Genomic DNA, 15912 nt, shown 5'->3' with positions numbered 1-15912 from the left:
AGTTTTTTTCTATAAAAAATTAATTCTTAAGATTTGTGATAAATCTAAAGACCATTATTTACTTTATTCTTCACGTTGAGAATTTATGATTAGACATCTTTTTTTATTGGTTTATACCTTAAATCTTTCATAAAAACTTGCAAAGTCTCGATTTAACGTCTCAATAGTATATGTACAGTAAAAAAAGTGGAGATAAGTCAAGAAAAAATTAAATTTAAAAAAAATCATAAAAGAAAAAAAAATCTTAGTTCTAATTTAGATAATCAAAACTTTTTAAAAGAATCTATATTTCCTTTACCTTGGGCTATATGGCCTTATGAGGCGAAAATACTGATTATGTTAGTTGGGATTTGGTCAATTTTAGGAATATTCATCTTAGGATCATCAAGCTGGTGGGTCGCTAGTAGGGAAATGGGAAATTGGGCTTACTTTTTAAAAAAACAAATTATTTGGACAATTCCAGGAATTGGTCTATTTTATTTTGTTATAAATACCAAAATTAGAAATCTTTTAAAATTTTCAAGGATTATTTTTTATTTTTTATTCCTTTTGATTTTCCTCACGAATATTATAGGCATCACAGTAAATGGATCTTCAAGATGGCTACTAATAGGAAATCTTCGTCTCCAACCATCTGAATTAATAAAGCCTTTTCTGATTCTTGAGGCTTCAAACCTTTTTGCTCATTGGAATTTAATTAAAAATGATAAAAAATTAATTTCATTATTTTCCTATTGTTTTTTAATTTTACTAATACTTAAGCAACCTAATTTAAGTACCGCATCATTAACAGGGGTTCTCTTTTGGATAATGGGTTTATGTGGGGGCGTAAGACTTAGTTCTCTATTTACATTTGCCTCATTGGGCTTCATGACTGGGTGTATGAGTATATTAACAAACGAATATCAAAAACTAAGAGTTACCTCCTTTATTGATCCCTGGAAAGATCAGCAAGGCAATGGTTTTCAATTAGTTCAGAGTTTATTAGCTATAGGTTCAGGTGGTTTATTCGGACAAGGATTTGGGCTCTCTATACAGAAATTACAATACCTTCCATTCATGTATACAGATTTTATTTTCGCTATTTTTGCAGAGGAATTTGGCTTATTAGGATGTACTTTGTATTTAGGATTTTTAGTGGTTTTCTCTTATATCACCTTAAGAATTGCTCTTAAATGCAGAAATAACTATACAAAATTAGTTGCTATCGGATGTGGTGTATTGTTAATAGGCCAATCAATAATGCATATTGCTGTAGCAACAGGTTCAATGCCTACCACAGGCTTACCATTACCTTTTATTAGTTATGGTGGAAATTCATTGATCGCTTCCTTTTTTATTGCAGGTATGTTGCTAAGATGTTCACTTGAGTCTACGGGATTCATAGGGATGATTAGTACACGAAAGACTCTTAATTAGTTAGAATTTAAAAAATTAAATCAAGCTATCGAATCATTAAATTTAGTTATTTCAGAATTATCTCAAAGAGGTAATTTGATTATGCAAAATGGTCTTATTAATCCAGGTCCATTTACTATATTTTTGGTTTTTAGCGCAGGACTTTTAACCAGTCTTGGACCATGTTCATTGTCATTACTTCCAGTCACAATTGCTTATATAGGAGGAACCGAGAACAATAAATTTAAACTCATTAGTTTTTCAGGAGGTATCGTTTTTTCACTAGTTACACTTGGTGCTGTCAGTGGATTATTAGGTAAAATATACGGACAAATTCCATCTTATTACTCCTCGTTTGTTGCCTTGATAGCAATAATAATGGGTTTAAATTTACTAGGAATTCTTAAGTTTCAGTTCCCAAATGGACCTGATTTAAGAATAATTGAAGATAAAATACCATCATTTCTGGGACCTTTTGCAATAGGAACTACTTTTGGACTAGCCTCTTCACCTTGCATTACTCCAGTTTTGGCAACTCTTCTGGCTTGGGTATCACAAGCTAAAAACCCCGCAATCTCTATTATTTTTTTATTTTTCTTTGGAATAGGTCAAGTAATTCCATTAATTGTTGCAGGAGCTACTGCAGAAAACTTAAAAAAATTTTTGGAGCTTAGAAAATTTAGTCAACTCATTCCTACATTAAGTGGGATTTTTTTAATTTCCCTGGGGTTATTAAATTTATTTTCAAATTGGATTTAAATGATTATTTTTAGGAATTTAATTTTAAAAATATCAAGTTTAAGATTCGCTATATCACTCATAATTTTCATAGCCGTTTCAAGTGGCATTGGAACATTCATACCTCAAGGTAATAGTAAAAAATTCTATATTGATATATTTGATGATGCTCCAATTTTAGGATTTTTAAATGGAGAAAAAGTTTTAAAACTTCAATTAGATCATATATACACAAGCTTTTGGTTTTTATTTACATTAATTCTTCTTTGCATTTCTCTCGCAGCTTGTAGTTTAAGAAGGCAAATTCCCTCCTTAAACGCTTCATTAAAATGGATTGAATATAAGAACGAAAAAAAATTTAAAAAACTGCAATTAACCTCAAGTCACACAATTAATAAAGATAAAGACCTTATATCAAAAGTTAATTTGTTACTTGAGAAAAGAGGATGGAAAACGTTCAAATTTAGAAGTCATATTTCCGCAAGAAGGGGTTTAATTGGAAAAGTCGGTCCTTTAGTTGTACATATTGGATTAATAACCTTACTTATAGGTTCAGCATATGGGAGCTTTACAAGTCAATCAAAAGAACAATATTTGCTGACTGGAGAAAGTCTAGATCTTATAAATGAGGTCACAAACTCAAAAGCTCAAGTAAGATTAGTCGATTTTTCTATAGAAAGAGAAAGTGATGGAATACCAAAACAGTTCATTTCAAAATTAGATTTTTCTTCAAAAGATTTAAAATCAAATACATTAAAAACTGCCAAAGTTAATCACCCAATAAGGTTTAAAGGATTAACTATATATCAAGCTGATTGGGCAATATCAAATATAGTTTTAGAAATAGATGATATCCTTTATCAATTAAAATTAAAGGAGATTCCAGAGATCGCTAATCAAACTTGGGGGGTTTTAGTTGAATTAGGTTCAGAGACAAAAAAAAATTTCCTTTTAACCATAAATAACGAAAATGGTCCACTCAAGATTACTGATGTAGAAAATTTCTCCGAAAACATTCTCTATACCAATGGAGACCCCCAAGAAATTAACTCTTCAAAATTATCTTTGAAAAAAATAATACCCAGTAGTGGATTAATAATTAAAAATGATCCCTCTATACCGTTTATTTACTTCTCTTTCATTTTAATAATTTTTGGAACAATAATAAGTCTTATACCAACAAAGCAATTATGGATTCTCGTAAATCAAGAATCAAAAAAATTATCCATTGGAGGTTTAAGCAATAAAAATTTGGTTGGTTTTAAAAAAGAATTTTTAAAATTATCAGAAGAAATTAAAAATTTTTAATTTTTTTTCTCTCCATTAAAAATATCTAACTGCATAGAAACATTCCCTCTGGGGTTGAATGCAGCATTTAAATGTATCCAATGGGGTAAGCCTGCATGCACCAAATCATCCATAATCCTATTCACAACTTCCTCATGTGATATTTTCATATCTCTAAAATTATTGATATAGAGCTTTAAAGACTTCAATTCATAGACTCTCAAATTAGGTTGATATATAATATTTAGCTTTGCAAAATCTGGATAACCAGAAAAGGGGCATTTACATGTGAATTCAGGCAATTGGATAGAAATTTCATAAATTCTTTTCTTATTTGGATTCTCGAAACAAATTATTTTTGATTCTTCAATAATTCTCTCTCCATATAGTGGTCTTTGAGTTGAATCATCTAATCTAGCTGTATTCATTTTTAGTAGAACTTATTTACTAAACGTATATAAAATGATAAAAATTCGCAAAAATCTAAACAAGCCTAAGTATTACAATTGACTAAGTCAAAGACAATAAAATCCTATTAATGTATCAACAGTAACATTCATAATGTCATTCTAAAGGTTTATATGTGTTTAGTTCAAAGGAAAATTAATGGACATTTGTTTGATAACTATCGATAACAACTTAAATAAATCCCTTCAACCAAAAAGTGCAATTGGAATGTTATGGCTTCAGACACACTTTGAAAATCATCAGTGGGAAGCATTATCAAATAGTTCAGTAATTATTTCTAAGGAAAATTCCGAATTATTAATTGAAGACGCGACGGATGCAGGCCTCAATATTAAATGTTTTTCTGATATTTCAATGTTGGATGTTTTCCCAAAAAACAATTAAAATAATAATATTAAATCTTTAATCATGAAGAAAATTGAGGCAATCATACGCCCATTTAAACTAGAGGATGTGAAAATTGCATTAGTCAACTCTGGTATTGTTGGAATGACAGTTAGTGAAGTAAGAGGTTTTGGAAGACAAAAAGGACAAGTGGAAAGATATAGAGGATCCGAATTTACAGTTGAATTCCTTCAGAAACTCAAAGTAGAAGTTGTTGTAGAAGATGAAAAAGTTAATTCAGTTATAGATGCAATAGCTGAAGCAGCAAAAACTGGAGAGATAGGTGATGGGAAAATATTTATTACATCAATCGATTCTGTTGTGAGAATTAGGACTGGAGATAAAGATGAAGACGCTCTCTAATTAAAGAGTTTCACTTACTAAATTTTGTATATATTTACCATCAATAATTGGATTTGATTCCCCATTTAGACACATCCATGCAAGATATTCATGATTACCTGCAGGTCCTACTAAGGGAGAAGCTATTAAATCCTTTATATTCCATTGAAAATTTTTGGCAGTACAAATAACAGACTCTATCGCCTCGGTGTGGAATTTAGGATTACGCACCACGCCACCTTTACTGACTTTATCTTTACCGACCTCAAATTGAGGTTTAATTAAAAATATACCCTCTATATAATCACCTACTAGTAAATTACTAATAGATTCGAAAACTAACCTTAATGAAATAAAAGACAAATCCGCGACCACAAAATTTGGTAATTCACCATTTCTAGATAAAAGATCATTTAGTTTCAAATTTCGAATATTTGTTCTTTCAAAAAGTATGACTTTTGGGTTATTTCTAATCTTCCATGCAGTCTGTCCATAACCAACATCTATCCCATAAACTAACTTTGCTCCTTGTTGTAATAAGCAATCAGTAAATCCTCCAGTTGAGATTCCTGCGTCAATACATATTTTATCTTTTACTTTAATTTCAAGTTTTTTAAATGCCTCCAATAATTTTTCGCCGCCCCTTGATACGAAAATAGGTTCGGAATCTATAAAAAATTCAGATTCAATTAATATTTGCTGACCGGGTTTATCAAATACTTTTCCATTGACATCTCTAACCTTGCCGGCAAGAATTAAAGCTTGGGCTTTTTGACGTGTTTCACATAAGCCTTTATTTAGAAGATAAAGGTCTAATCTAATTTTTTTAATCATCTATAAATCAATAAAAAAAGACTTAATAATGAACTCCTACAAGATTAAGATCCAAATTCCTTAATACATTCCAATTTTAAATTAGAACTAAAAAATTACCCATTTTTAATGAAAGGAATAAATGCAAACATTTTTGTATTAAAGCTTTCTTTTTTAGCCATAAAAATGTTACATAAGAAAATAATAATCAGGCAAATATGTTCAATGGCAAGTACATCTTTAGGGTATAAGGCAATAATGTGATTTTGGTTATAAAGTTTAAATTGATAATTAATAAAAATTGTGATCGAGCGTTACACATTACCCGAAATGGGGAAAATCTGGACTGAAAGCGCAAAATTCCAGAGTTGGCTTAAGGTTGAAATAGCTGCATGTGAAGCAAATTTTTCCCTTGGGAAAATTCCTGAGAGTGCTATGAAAGAGATACGTTCAAATGCAAAATTTGAAGAATCTAGAATTACAGAAATTGAGAAAGAAGTTAAACATGATGTAATAGCATTTCTTACAAACGTTAATGAATTTGTAGGAGATTCTGGAAGATACATACATGTTGGTATGACCAGTAGTGATGTTCTTGATACTGGCTTATCTCTTCAGTTAAAAGATTCTTGCGAATTATTATTAGGGGAAATTGAGAGCCTAGAAAATGAAGTCAGATTATTAGCAAGGAAGCATAAAAATACATTAATGATTGGCAGATCTCATGCAATTCATGGTGAGCCAATTTCCTTCGGTTTTAAACTTGCTGGATGGTTAGCAGAAATTATAAGGAACAAAAAAAGATTGTTAGCACTTAAAGAATCTGTAGCTATTGGACAAATAAGTGGTGCAATGGGAACTTACGCTAATACGAATCCCAAAGTAGAACAAATCACTTGTGATTTACTCGGCTTAAAACCAGATACAGCAAGTACGCAGGTTATATCAAGAGACAGACATGCAGAATATGTGCAAACTATTGCACTAGTTGGAGCTTCTCTAGATCGATTCGCTACTGAAATAAGGAATTTACAAAGAACTGATGTTTTAGAAGTTGAGGAGGGCTTTACAAAAGGGCAAAAAGGAAGTTCTGCCATGCCTCATAAAAGAAATCCTATTCGAAGTGAAAGAGTAAGCGGTTTAGCAAGAATTTTGAGGAGTTACGTCTTAACAGCACTGGAAAATGTTCCACTTTGGCACGAAAGAGATATAAGCCATAGTTCAAATGAACGAATCATGTTGCCTGATGTATCAATCTGTTTGCATTTTATGCTCAGGGAGATGAAAGATATAGTTAGCAATTTGGAAGTTTATCCAAAAAATATGCTTAAAAATTTAAATATATATGGTGGTGTAATCTTTAGTCAGAAAGTTTTACTTTTGCTTGTAGAGAAGGGCTTGTCTAGAGAAAAGGCTTATAGCCTAGTACAAAAAAATGCGCATCAGGCCTGGAATACTCAGAATGGGAATTTCAAACAAAACATAGAGAGAGATAATGAAATAATGAATTTTATTGATCAAAGTGAATTAGAAGAATGTTTTAATCCTTCAATTCATCTCAATAATTTAAGTGTAATATGGGAGAAGTTAGGTATCTAGGATTTACTGAAAACCTTATCTAAGTTAAACCAGTGTTTTCAGAGGAATAATGACAAAAAACTTTAGGATCGAAAAAGATAGTATGGGAACAATAGAGGTTCCCATTGAAGCTTTGTGGGGTGCTCAAACACAAAGATCGATAATAAATTTTTCTATTGGAGAGGAATTAATTCCAATTGAGTTAATTTATTCACTCACCCTTATAAAAAAAGCTGCTTCAATTGCGAATTTCAATTTGGGTTTAATAGATAAAAGAAAAAAAGATTTGATTGTAGAGGCATGTACAGAGATTCTTGATGGGCTTCATGATTCACAGTTCCCCTTAAAGGTTTGGCAAACAGGTAGTGGTACTCAAACAAATATGAATGTTAATGAGGTAATTTCAAATATTGCAGCATTAAAAACAAATTCAGTGCTTGGTAGTCATCAACCAATTCATCCGAATGATGATGTAAATAAATCTCAGTCAACTAATGATACTTTTCCTGCTGCCATTCAAATATCTGTTGTTAATGAAATAATCAAAAATTTGGTTCCAACTATAAGAGAAATCACGAAGATCCTTGATAAAAAAAGTGAAGAATGGAAAGACCTTATAAAGATAGGAAGAACCCATTTTCAAGATGCAGTACCCCTTACTTTTGGGCAAGAAATATCAGGATGGTCTGCTCAACTTAAAGACGCTGAGAATGCAATTATTATGAGTCTTAATGAATTATATTTCTTACCTCTGGGAGGAACTGCAGTTGGTACAGGGATAAATTGTCCAAAAGGATTTTGTGAAGAGTCTATAAAATCAATTTCCGATGATACTAATCTAATGTTCTATAAATCAAAAAATAATTTTTCTATAATGGCATCGCATGATCGTCTAGCTCAAGTAATGAGTCAGATAAAAATATTAGCAGGCGCATTATTTAAAATTTCAAATGATATAAAAATTTTATCATCTGGTCCAAGATCAGGAATATATGAATTAATAATCCCTCAAAATGAACCTGGAAGTTCTATCATGCCGGGCAAAGTGAATCCGACTCAATGCGAAGCCTTATCAATGGTTTGCACTCAGATAATGGGTCTTGAATATGCAGTTTCAATAGCAAATTCTAGCGGCACTTTACAGATGAATGAATATAAGCCTCTTATTGGATTTAATATTCTTACAAGTTTAAAATTACTTAAAAATGCAATAGAAAACTTCAGAATAAAATTAGTTGATGGGATGGAACCTAATCAAAAGAAAATGAAGTTAAATTTAGAAAATTCACTAATGTTAGTTACAGCCATAGTGCCAAAAGTTGGTTATGAAAAAGCAGCTGAAATTGCAAACCTTGCCTTCAAAGAGTCATTAAATTTAAAAGAGGCCACACTTAAGTTAGGTTATTTAAACGAAGATGAATTTGATAAAGCAATGAATATTAATTCAATGATTTGAATAAAAATTTAAGAATTATTGTCAATTCTTTTAGTTGCAGGATTAATATCTTCAGAGACTTTTATAAGATCATTAGATTCAGAAACAGGAAAACGATTAATAGCTTTTAATGCTAGCTTTGCTTTGCTTTTTAATTTATTACTAACACCAATACAATATTGCACTTGTGAAAGGACATCAATAGTTCTTCTAATAATCCTTACTACATCACCTTCGTCTAATGAAGTATTAAAAACCAAATCTTTCCATTTTTTTCCCCTTGCCCATTCAGAAATAATTCCAGTCAAATCTGTTTCTAAATAGATAGGAATTTCAATATGAAACTTATTTTGTTGAGAAGCGACTAATTTTCTTAAACCATCTAATTCATTAAAAACATCTATTACCTTTAAAGAAGGCTTGAAATTACACCAAAGATTAGGCCTCCTTACATCAACGCATATAGCTTGAACAATTGCAGCCAACTCAGGAGGATCTAAATCGTCCAAATAACCACTAACTAAAACAAGACCAATCCATAATTCATTTTCACTTCTGATTGCACCTACTGTTTGTCCAACTTCTGTCAATTCCAAATCATTTAAACAACCAAAATGAATCAAAATTTTAATCAAATCGGTAAAAGTTCTCCAGTTATGATTTTCTTTATCTTCAAGAAGTTTTTTTCTCATATTTATTTCTTGTTCAACATCAACAATTCTTTTTCTATATTTCTTTAATTTCCTGGAGTCTCCGAATCTATGTGCGCGATGATCAGTGACTTCTTCTTCTAGATTATTAATTTGTTGCTGTTGTGCCAAAACTTCCGTTGTCAGATCATATTGTGGAGTTTGTAAATCATTTTTTCTAGAAACTTCTAAAATTTGATCCGCGAAACACTGCGACATCTCATCTCCCCTAACAACCTCTCCAGAAAAATACATATTTGGTGCTTCAAGTCCTAAGACATCAATTACATCCAAATCATTAAAAATACTTACTATGCATGATGGTTTTATAAGAATAAATAAATTATCCATTGTCAAACACAATATACTCTTAATTTTTCGGGATTCATATATTTTCCTACAAATTAAACCTGGAACAATTTTTCTTTTAATTTGAGGAGCTTTGATTAAAATTAGGCTTCCATCTTTAATATATGGGAGCGCATGAGTGATCTCTTCTGATAATTTTTCTGCTGCTTGTTTTTCTAAAATTTTCAAGAGCCTTCTCTCTTCTTTAAGACGATTTTTTAATTTTTCGTAGTCATCAAAATCTTTCCATGAGACGTCAGATGTAATTTTTTTTAATTTAGTTAAATCTTTATCTAAATTTTCAAGAATTATATTCTCGCCTGAGGATTGACCTAAATACAAAAAACTACCAAAACTCCTTTTAATTAATTCTTTAGACTTTTCTAAAGTATAACTTTGTAAAAGATTAAGTACCATTCCATAGCTTGGAGTAAATTGACTCTCTAAAGAATTTGGTTTACTAATAGCTAGTGCACTTGCTTCTTTAGCGCCTTCAAATCTTGTTTGTAATGTAACAACATATCCTTGGGTATCTTTTCCTCTTCTTCCAGCTCTTCCTGACATTTGCAAAAATTCACTACTAAATAATAATCTATGCCCATCTTCTGTCCTTTTTGATAAAGAGGAAATAACGGTTGTTCTTGCGGGCATATTAATTCCTGCAGCTAGAGTTTCAGTTGCAAAAACAACTTTTATCAAACCTTGCTGAAATAATTCCTCAACCAATTCTTTCCATGCAGGCAATAATCCAGCATGATGAGATGCAATACCGCGCTTTAATGCCTCGCATTGTGATTTATCTTTAATTGCCTCTTGATTATTTTTAAGATAAACATCTAATTTTTGGGATATCATATTAGCTTCTACATAACTTACTAAAGTTAAATCTTTTATATTTTCAATAGCCTTGTCACATCCTCTTCTACTAAAAATAAAATAAATAGCAGGCAACATATTTCGTTCAGCTAGTTTCGAGATCACAAAGCCAATTGAGGGGGACTTTGGTTGCATTATCCTACCTACTTTTCCTCTCCTTTTCTGCCCTTTAGGAGCTCTCCAAATCTTACAGTTTGGATGAATTCCATTACCCTTATTATTTAAAAGTGGATGGAGGCCTTTAACACTACAAAAAATAAAATCAAGTGGGACTGGTCTCTTATCACTATTAATTAATATTGTGGGTCCATGAACTTTTTCTATCCAATTTTGTAGTTGATCTGCATTAGATATTGTTGCTGATAAAGCTATTATTTGAGTTCTAGTAGGGCAATGGATTATAGTTTCCTCCCAAACTGTGCCTCTTTGGGGGTCATTCATGTAATGACATTCATCAAGAATTACAGATTCTAGATTTCCTAAGGGATCATCAAATTCATCAAATTCGCCATAAAGCATGTTCCTAAAAATCTCAGTCGTCATGACTAAGATTGGTGCTTCTCTATTAATACTTATATCTCCAGTTAAAAGACCAACTTTATTCTCACCATATTGATTAGCAAAATCTCTAAACTTTTGATTTGATAAGGCCTTTAAAGGTGTTGTATAAAAAACTCTGCTTTCATGAGCTAAACCTCTATATATAGCAAATTCACCTATCAATGTTTTACCCGAACCAGTTGGTGCCGTTAAAACAACAGAATTTCCGCTATTAATAGCTCGTATTGCCTCTAATTGGAAATCATCTAGCGGAAAGGGGAAATATTCCTCTAAATTAAGCAATAATTGTGATTGAAGAGAGGATGAGTTAACTTCTTAATATATGATCTATATAGATATTAAATAAACAAAAAATACCTTGCAAACTTTAATAGTAAATCTAAATCTTTTTAATTAAATCCATTATATTTTATTTTGCCAAAATGAAAAAAATAAAAATTCCAAAAAATAGAATCCGTAAATTAAAAACATTTTCTTTAGGTAAAAAACCATTCGAACTTCTAAGTTCAAATTCACATAATAAAAAACTTATAGACTTATGCAGCAATGACTATTTTGGATTAAGTAGAGACAAGGATTTAATAAAAGCTGCTTACGAAATAAGCCTTTTAGAAGGTATTGGTTCAGGAAGTTCTAGGTTTATTACCGGTTCAAGACCAATACATAAATTGTTAGAGAATGAACTTGCAAAATGGCTTGATCAACAAAAAGTACTACTTTTCCCAAGCGGATTTCAAGCAAACATAGCCGCTATCCAGGCTTTAGCGAACAGAAATAGTATCGTAATAGCAGATAAATTGATCCATAACTCTTTATTAGTTGGAGTCAAAGCTGCTCAAGCAAAACTGGTCCGATTTTCACACAATAATTTAAAAGATTTAGAAGATAAAATTATTAAATCTCACACTACAAAAAATTCCATTTTAGTTGTTGTTGAATCTCTTTATAGCATGGAGGGCTCGATTGCTCCGCTCAAAGAGATATCAGAAATTTGCAAAAAATATAGTGTTCAATTATTAGTTGACGAAGCTCATGCTATTGGAATCTTAGGGCCTGAAGGCAGGGGTTTAAGTTTTAATTGCCGTTCGGATATAACTATGATTACTGGAACTTTTGGAAAAGCATTTGGCAGCGGGGGAGCTTTCATTGCTTCAAATTCAGAAGTTGGTGAATATATTATCCAAACAAGTGGGGCATTTAGGTACACAACCGCGCTTGCTCCATCTTTAGCTGCTGGGGCTCTAGAAGGTTTGAAAAAAATTTTAGAAAATAAAGAATGGGGCAGTGAATTGTTATCTTCTACGAAGGTATGGAAAGATGAAATTATTAAAAATTTTAGTTTTCCAGTTCAAGGAGATTCTCACATTTTATCAATTATTGTTGGCCAAGAAGAGAAGGCGATTTATCTACAAAAATATCTTGAAGAAAATGGGTTTTTAGCAATTGCTATAAGACCTCCAACTGTGCCAGTGGGACAATCTAGAATCAGAATAACAATAAGAAGAAATTTAGATTTTAATCTGCTAAAAAATTTCATTGCAGTATTAAAAGAGTTTAAATGAAACAAATTATTACTCAACATGGATGGGGACTAAATAAACATTTCTGGGATGATTATAAAGTTGATTTTTTAAAAAATAATTGGCATTGGCAAGATAATGAAAGAGGCTATTTTTCGGCAAATAATTATCAAGCAAAATGGATTAAAAGCGACTCTATAAAACAAATCAGAATGACTTTATGCCATTCTTATGGTTTTCATTTAATGCCAAAAAAAATTTTAAAAGAAGCGACTCATATTGTTCTTATCAATTCTTTTAATAATTTTCTTCCTAAAAGTAATAAGAGAAAATTTATTTTGAGATCTCTAAAAAGAATGGAAAAAAAAATCATAAAAGATGAACCTAAGGATATGTTGAGAGAATTTATATGTAGATCATTTTTGCCAAATGATATAAATAATAGTTTTAAAAATATGTTTTATAAAAGTTTAGATAGTATAAATAAAACTATTCTTTTAAGTGATTTAAAACAACTTTACATCAATAGAGATTTTCCAGTATTTTTAAAAAAAGATTGCAAATTTATTTTTATAAAATCAGAAAATGATTTGATTCTTGACAACGAATCAAATAATAACTTTTTAGATTATTTAAATAAAACATTTGATAAGAAACCAATTTTAATTAAATTAGCTCAGCAAGGTCATTGCTTGAATAATATAAATTTATACGAGATTTTACTTAATAAATTTAATGATTGAAATGGATAAAAAAAAGTGGAATGAGAAAATAAAAAATAATTTCAATGATGCTGCATATCGGTATTTAGAGTATTCAAATATTCAGAAGTGTTTTGCAGAAAAGATTGTTCAATTTATAAATGAATTAAATCTTCCCAAAAAAGGTGAATGGATAGATCTAGGATCAGGTCCTGGACTATTAGCTGATGAAATAGAAAAAAAATTTTCTTCCCAAAAAGTATGCAGAATTGATTTCAGCAAAAAAATGCTTCTGGAGAATAAATTATCTAGTAAAAAGATTCTATGGGATTTGAATAATGATTTACCTCCTGAAATCAATAACTGTTCTCTATTAACATCCAACTTTTGCGTACATTGGTTAAACAACCCAGAAAAGATAATAAAAAATTGGTTTAGTAAATTAACACCTGGAGGTTTTTTAATCATTTCATATCCAACAAAAGATTGTTTTCCTGAATGGAAAGATACTTGCAGAAAAATTGATATTGAATATAGTGGTCTTAATTTCCTTTGCTCTAAAGAATTATTAAAAGATTTCAAATCAACTGAAATACATTATTCAGAAAAGTTTAATTATCTTGAAAATTTTGAAGATGTATATAAGCTTTTTAGAAGCATTAAAAATGTAGGGGCACAATCAACAAACTGTAAACGAAAAACAGTGAGAGAGTTAAAAGCAATTCAAAAGTCTTGGCCAAAGAATTACAATAATACAGTGAACCTTTCATGGCAAATTGAGATTCAAATTATGAAGAAATTATGAGTATTCAGGATAGTATTTTCAAATTTATAATTTGTGGAACAGATACTGATATTGGGAAAACTTTAATAAGCTCTTTTTTCGTTAAAGGGTTAAATTCCTTTTATTGGAAGCCTATTCAAAGTGGTATTGAATCGCAAACCGATAGTCAAACTGTTCAAAAACTTACACAAGTGAGCAAAGAGAAAATAGTTAAAGAAGCTTATGTTTTTACAAAACCTCTATCTCCTCATTGGGCTGCTGAAATAGATCAAAAAACTATTAACTTTGACAAGTTGCGATTGCCAAAAGTAAAAGGCTCATTAATTGTAGAAACTGCAGGTGGATTAATGGTTCCAATAACACGCAATTTTTTGCAAATAGATCAAATAAAACAATGGAATCTTCCGGTAATACTTGTATGTAAGAGCTCACTTGGTACTCTTAATCATACCCTTCTTAGTATTGAGGCCTTAAAACGAAGAAATATTGAGATTTTAGGTTTAGTAGTCAACGGCGAAAAACACTTGGATAATCCAAAAACTCTAGTTGAATTTAGTGGTATTCCGTTAATTACTGAATTTCCTTACATCAAAAAAATGGACTCAAATAATTTAGATATATTATGGAAAGAACTTGACATTAAAAATAAGTTGATCTCACTCATAAATTCAAAAATAGTTAAATGAAATCTTTGGATTCAAAAGCTCCAAATCAAGATTGGCACCCAAATATTTGGCCACCTTTTACACAAATCAATACCAGCAAACCGCAAATAGAAGTAACTCATGGTAAAGATGCCCTTTTATTCACTAAAGATCCTAAAAAAGAACTTATAGACGGAATAAGTAGTTGGTGGGTAACTCTTCATGGTCATAGTAACGAATATATTGCGGATGCCATTTTCAATCAAGCAAAAAATCTTGAACAAGTTATCTTTGCCGATTTCTTACATCCGCAGGCAAAAAAATTGGCAGAAAGGCTTAGTAAATTAACTAAACTAGAAAGATTATTCTTTTCTGACAACGGTTCTACTGCAGTCGAAGTGGCGTTAAAAATTGCCTTCCAATCATGGCAAAATAGAGGTGAAACAAGATCTCAAATCGTGGCCTTTGATGGTGCATATCATGGTGATACGTTCGGAGCAATGGCTTTAGGTGAGAGAAACATTTTTAATGAGAATTTCGATGATCTTATGTTCCCAGTTAGGAGAGTCTCATGGCCATCTACTTGGATGAATGATGAAAAAGTAGAAAACAAAGAAAAAGAGGCAATTCAAAAGTTAGAAAATCTACTTAAAACTCCTACAGTTGCAGTTATCCTTGAGCCTCTTGTTCAAGGCGCAGGCGGGATGAATATGGTTAGACCCCAGTTTATTAAAAAAGTTTCTGAAACTATAAAAAATAATAATTCTTTATTAATTGTCGATGAAGTATTAACTGGTTTTGGGAGATGTGGAACACTTTTTGCGTTTCAAAAAGCAGAAATCATTCCTGATTTAATAAGTATTTCAAAAGGCTTAACTGGTGGGTTTTTGCCGATGGGAATTACCTTATGTCAAGAAAATATTTTTCAATCTTTTATTGATGATTCCCCAAGAAAAACTTTTTGGCATGGACATAGTTTTACGGCCAATCCTTTAGGTTGTGCCGCGGCTAACGCTAGCCTTGATTTATTAGAAAAAGAACCTCAAAAATACCTTTCACTCGAAGAAAAACATTTATCTCATTTAATAAAATTTAGAAAATCACCCTACATAAAAAAGATTAGAGTCACAGGTACCATTGCTGCCTTCGATATAGAAATTGGTAATAATAAAGGTTATCTTAATAAGATTGGAAAAGAAATAAAGAATCTTGCAATGGAAAAAGGTTTATTTATTAGGCCCCTTGGAAATGTTATTTATCTTTTGCCGCCTCTTTGTATAACCGATGATCAATTAGAAAAAAGTTACTGGGTAATAAGGCAAATCTTAGATAATATTTAAATTCAT

The 15912-nt window shown here is 30.9% G+C and carries 15 protein-coding genes; 12 read left to right on the top strand and 3 right to left on the bottom strand.

Annotation, left to right across the window (positions count from 1 at the left end):
- Nucleotides 1–186: 186 nt before the first annotated feature.
- From JJ847_03745 to JJ847_03735, 3 genes are all read left to right on the top strand, one after another.
- Nucleotides 187–1419, top strand: coding sequence for an FtsW/RodA/SpoVE family cell cycle protein (locus JJ847_03745; GenBank protein MBO6959996.1), 1233 nt, complete (start codon nt 187–189; stop codon nt 1417–1419).
- A gap of 81 nt (nt 1420–1500) precedes the next feature.
- On the top strand, nt 1501–2157 hold the full coding sequence (locus JJ847_03740) for a sulfite exporter TauE/SafE family protein (GenBank protein MBO6959995.1): 657 nt from the start codon (nt 1501–1503) through the stop codon (nt 2155–2157).
- Nucleotides 2158–3444: a cytochrome c biogenesis protein ResB gene (locus JJ847_03735; protein ID MBO6959994.1), complete on the top strand. Its 1287-nt coding sequence runs from the start codon at nt 2158–2160 to the stop codon at nt 3442–3444.
- Here the strand turns inward: JJ847_03735 and queF are convergent.
- A complete protein-coding gene (gene queF, locus JJ847_03730; GenBank protein ID MBO6959993.1) occupies nt 3441–3851 on the bottom strand; it encodes an NADPH-dependent 7-cyano-7-deazaguanine reductase QueF in 411 nt (136 codons plus the stop codon). The two genes, JJ847_03735 and queF, sit on opposite strands and share 4 nt — an antisense overlap.
- A 178-nt stretch (nt 3852–4029) precedes the next feature.
- Here queF and JJ847_03725 point away from each other — a divergent pair, with 178 nt between their 5' ends.
- Both JJ847_03725 and JJ847_03720 read left to right on the top strand, forming a co-directional pair.
- Nucleotides 4030–4275 carry a hypothetical protein gene (locus tag JJ847_03725; protein ID MBO6959992.1) on the top strand — a complete coding sequence of 82 codons (246 nt, stop codon included), beginning with the start codon at nt 4030–4032 and terminating at the stop codon, nt 4273–4275.
- A gap of 24 nt (nt 4276–4299) precedes the next feature.
- Nucleotides 4300–4638: a P-II family nitrogen regulator gene (locus JJ847_03720; GenBank protein ID MBO6959991.1), complete on the top strand. Its 339-nt coding sequence runs from the start codon at nt 4300–4302 to the stop codon at nt 4636–4638.
- Here the strand turns inward: JJ847_03720 and JJ847_03715 are convergent, their stop codons facing one another.
- The gene (locus tag JJ847_03715) at nt 4639–5451 is read right to left on the bottom strand and encodes a TlyA family RNA methyltransferase (GenBank protein MBO6959990.1); all 813 of its coding nucleotides are present in this window, start codon (nt 5449–5451) and stop codon (nt 4639–4641) included. It lies immediately after the preceding gene.
- A 282-nt stretch (nt 5452–5733) separates the two neighbouring features.
- On the opposite strand from JJ847_03715, the gene JJ847_03710 reads away from it, so the two are divergent.
- Both JJ847_03710 and JJ847_03705 read left to right on the top strand, forming a co-directional pair.
- Nucleotides 5734–7029, top strand: coding sequence for an adenylosuccinate lyase (locus JJ847_03710; GenBank protein ID MBO6959989.1), 1296 nt, complete (start codon nt 5734–5736; stop codon nt 7027–7029).
- A gap of 49 nt (nt 7030–7078) precedes the next feature.
- Complete coding sequence (locus JJ847_03705; protein ID MBO6959988.1) at nt 7079–8464, top strand: class II fumarate hydratase; 1386 nt, start codon at nt 7079–7081, stop codon at nt 8462–8464.
- Nucleotides 8465–8472: 8 nt separating this feature from the next.
- Here JJ847_03705 and JJ847_03700 read toward each other — a convergent pair whose 3' ends face one another.
- Nucleotides 8473–11199: a DEAD/DEAH box helicase gene (locus JJ847_03700; GenBank protein MBO6959987.1), complete on the bottom strand. Its 2727-nt coding sequence runs from the start codon at nt 11197–11199 to the stop codon at nt 8473–8475.
- 140 nt (nt 11200–11339) lie between these two features.
- Here JJ847_03700 and JJ847_03695 point away from each other — a divergent pair, with 140 nt between their 5' ends.
- Genes JJ847_03695 through bioA form a run of 5 tightly spaced genes read left to right on the top strand, consistent with a single transcriptional unit; the run spans nt 11340 to nt 15906 of the window.
- A complete protein-coding gene (locus JJ847_03695) occupies nt 11340–12479 on the top strand; it encodes an 8-amino-7-oxononanoate synthase (GenBank protein MBO6959986.1) in 1140 nt (379 codons plus the stop codon).
- Complete coding sequence (locus JJ847_03690; GenBank protein MBO6959985.1) at nt 12476–13180, top strand: hypothetical protein; 705 nt, start codon at nt 12476–12478, stop codon at nt 13178–13180. Before JJ847_03695 ends, JJ847_03690 begins: the two co-directional genes overlap by 4 nt.
- Nucleotides 13173–13943, top strand: a complete 771-nt coding sequence (locus JJ847_03685) for a methyltransferase domain-containing protein (protein MBO6959984.1) — start codon at nt 13173–13175, stop codon at nt 13941–13943. The genes JJ847_03690 and JJ847_03685 overlap by 8 nt, the downstream gene beginning before the upstream one ends.
- Nucleotides 13940–14608, top strand: coding sequence for a dethiobiotin synthase (bioD, locus tag JJ847_03680; protein ID MBO6959983.1), 669 nt, complete (start codon nt 13940–13942; stop codon nt 14606–14608). The genes JJ847_03685 and bioD overlap by 4 nt, the downstream gene beginning before the upstream one ends.
- Entirely contained in the window at nt 14605–15906 is a 1302-nt protein-coding gene (gene bioA / locus JJ847_03675; protein MBO6959982.1) for an adenosylmethionine--8-amino-7-oxononanoate transaminase, read from the top strand. The genes bioD and bioA overlap by 4 nt, the downstream gene beginning before the upstream one ends.
- The last annotated feature ends 6 nt before the right edge of the window (nt 15907–15912 follow it).

It is taken from the genome of Prochlorococcus marinus CUG1438, from assembly GCA_017644325.1.
Lineage (GTDB): Bacteria > Cyanobacteriota > Cyanobacteriia > PCC-6307 > Cyanobiaceae > Prochlorococcus_A > Prochlorococcus_A marinus_AA.
Note: the sequence above shows the minus strand (reverse complement) of the source record. Positions and strands in the feature narration are given on the sequence as shown.

Coding starts and splice junctions, on each gene's coding strand:
- JJ847_03740 (MBO6959995.1), top strand. CDS start 1,501: ATGCAAAATGGTCTTATTAATCCAGGTCCATTTACTATATTTTTGGTT.
- JJ847_03735 (MBO6959994.1), top strand. CDS start 2,158: ATGATTATTTTTAGGAATTTAATTTTAAAAATATCAAGTTTAAGATTC.
- queF (MBO6959993.1), bottom strand. CDS start 3,851: ATGAATACAGCTAGATTAGATGATTCAACTCAAAGACCACTATATGGA.
- JJ847_03725 (MBO6959992.1), top strand. CDS start 4,030: ATGGACATTTGTTTGATAACTATCGATAACAACTTAAATAAATCCCTT.
- JJ847_03720 (MBO6959991.1), top strand. CDS start 4,300: ATGAAGAAAATTGAGGCAATCATACGCCCATTTAAACTAGAGGATGTG.
- JJ847_03715 (MBO6959990.1), bottom strand. CDS start 5,451: ATGATTAAAAAAATTAGATTAGACCTTTATCTTCTAAATAAAGGCTTA.
- JJ847_03705 (MBO6959988.1), top strand. CDS start 7,079: ATGACAAAAAACTTTAGGATCGAAAAAGATAGTATGGGAACAATAGAG.
- JJ847_03695 (MBO6959986.1), top strand. CDS start 11,340: ATGAAAAAAATAAAAATTCCAAAAAATAGAATCCGTAAATTAAAAACA.
- JJ847_03690 (MBO6959985.1), top strand. CDS start 12,476: ATGAAACAAATTATTACTCAACATGGATGGGGACTAAATAAACATTTC.
- JJ847_03685 (MBO6959984.1), top strand. CDS start 13,173: ATGATTGAAATGGATAAAAAAAAGTGGAATGAGAAAATAAAAAATAAT.
- bioD (MBO6959983.1), top strand. CDS start 13,940: ATGAGTATTCAGGATAGTATTTTCAAATTTATAATTTGTGGAACAGAT.
- bioA (MBO6959982.1), top strand. CDS start 14,605: ATGAAATCTTTGGATTCAAAAGCTCCAAATCAAGATTGGCACCCAAAT.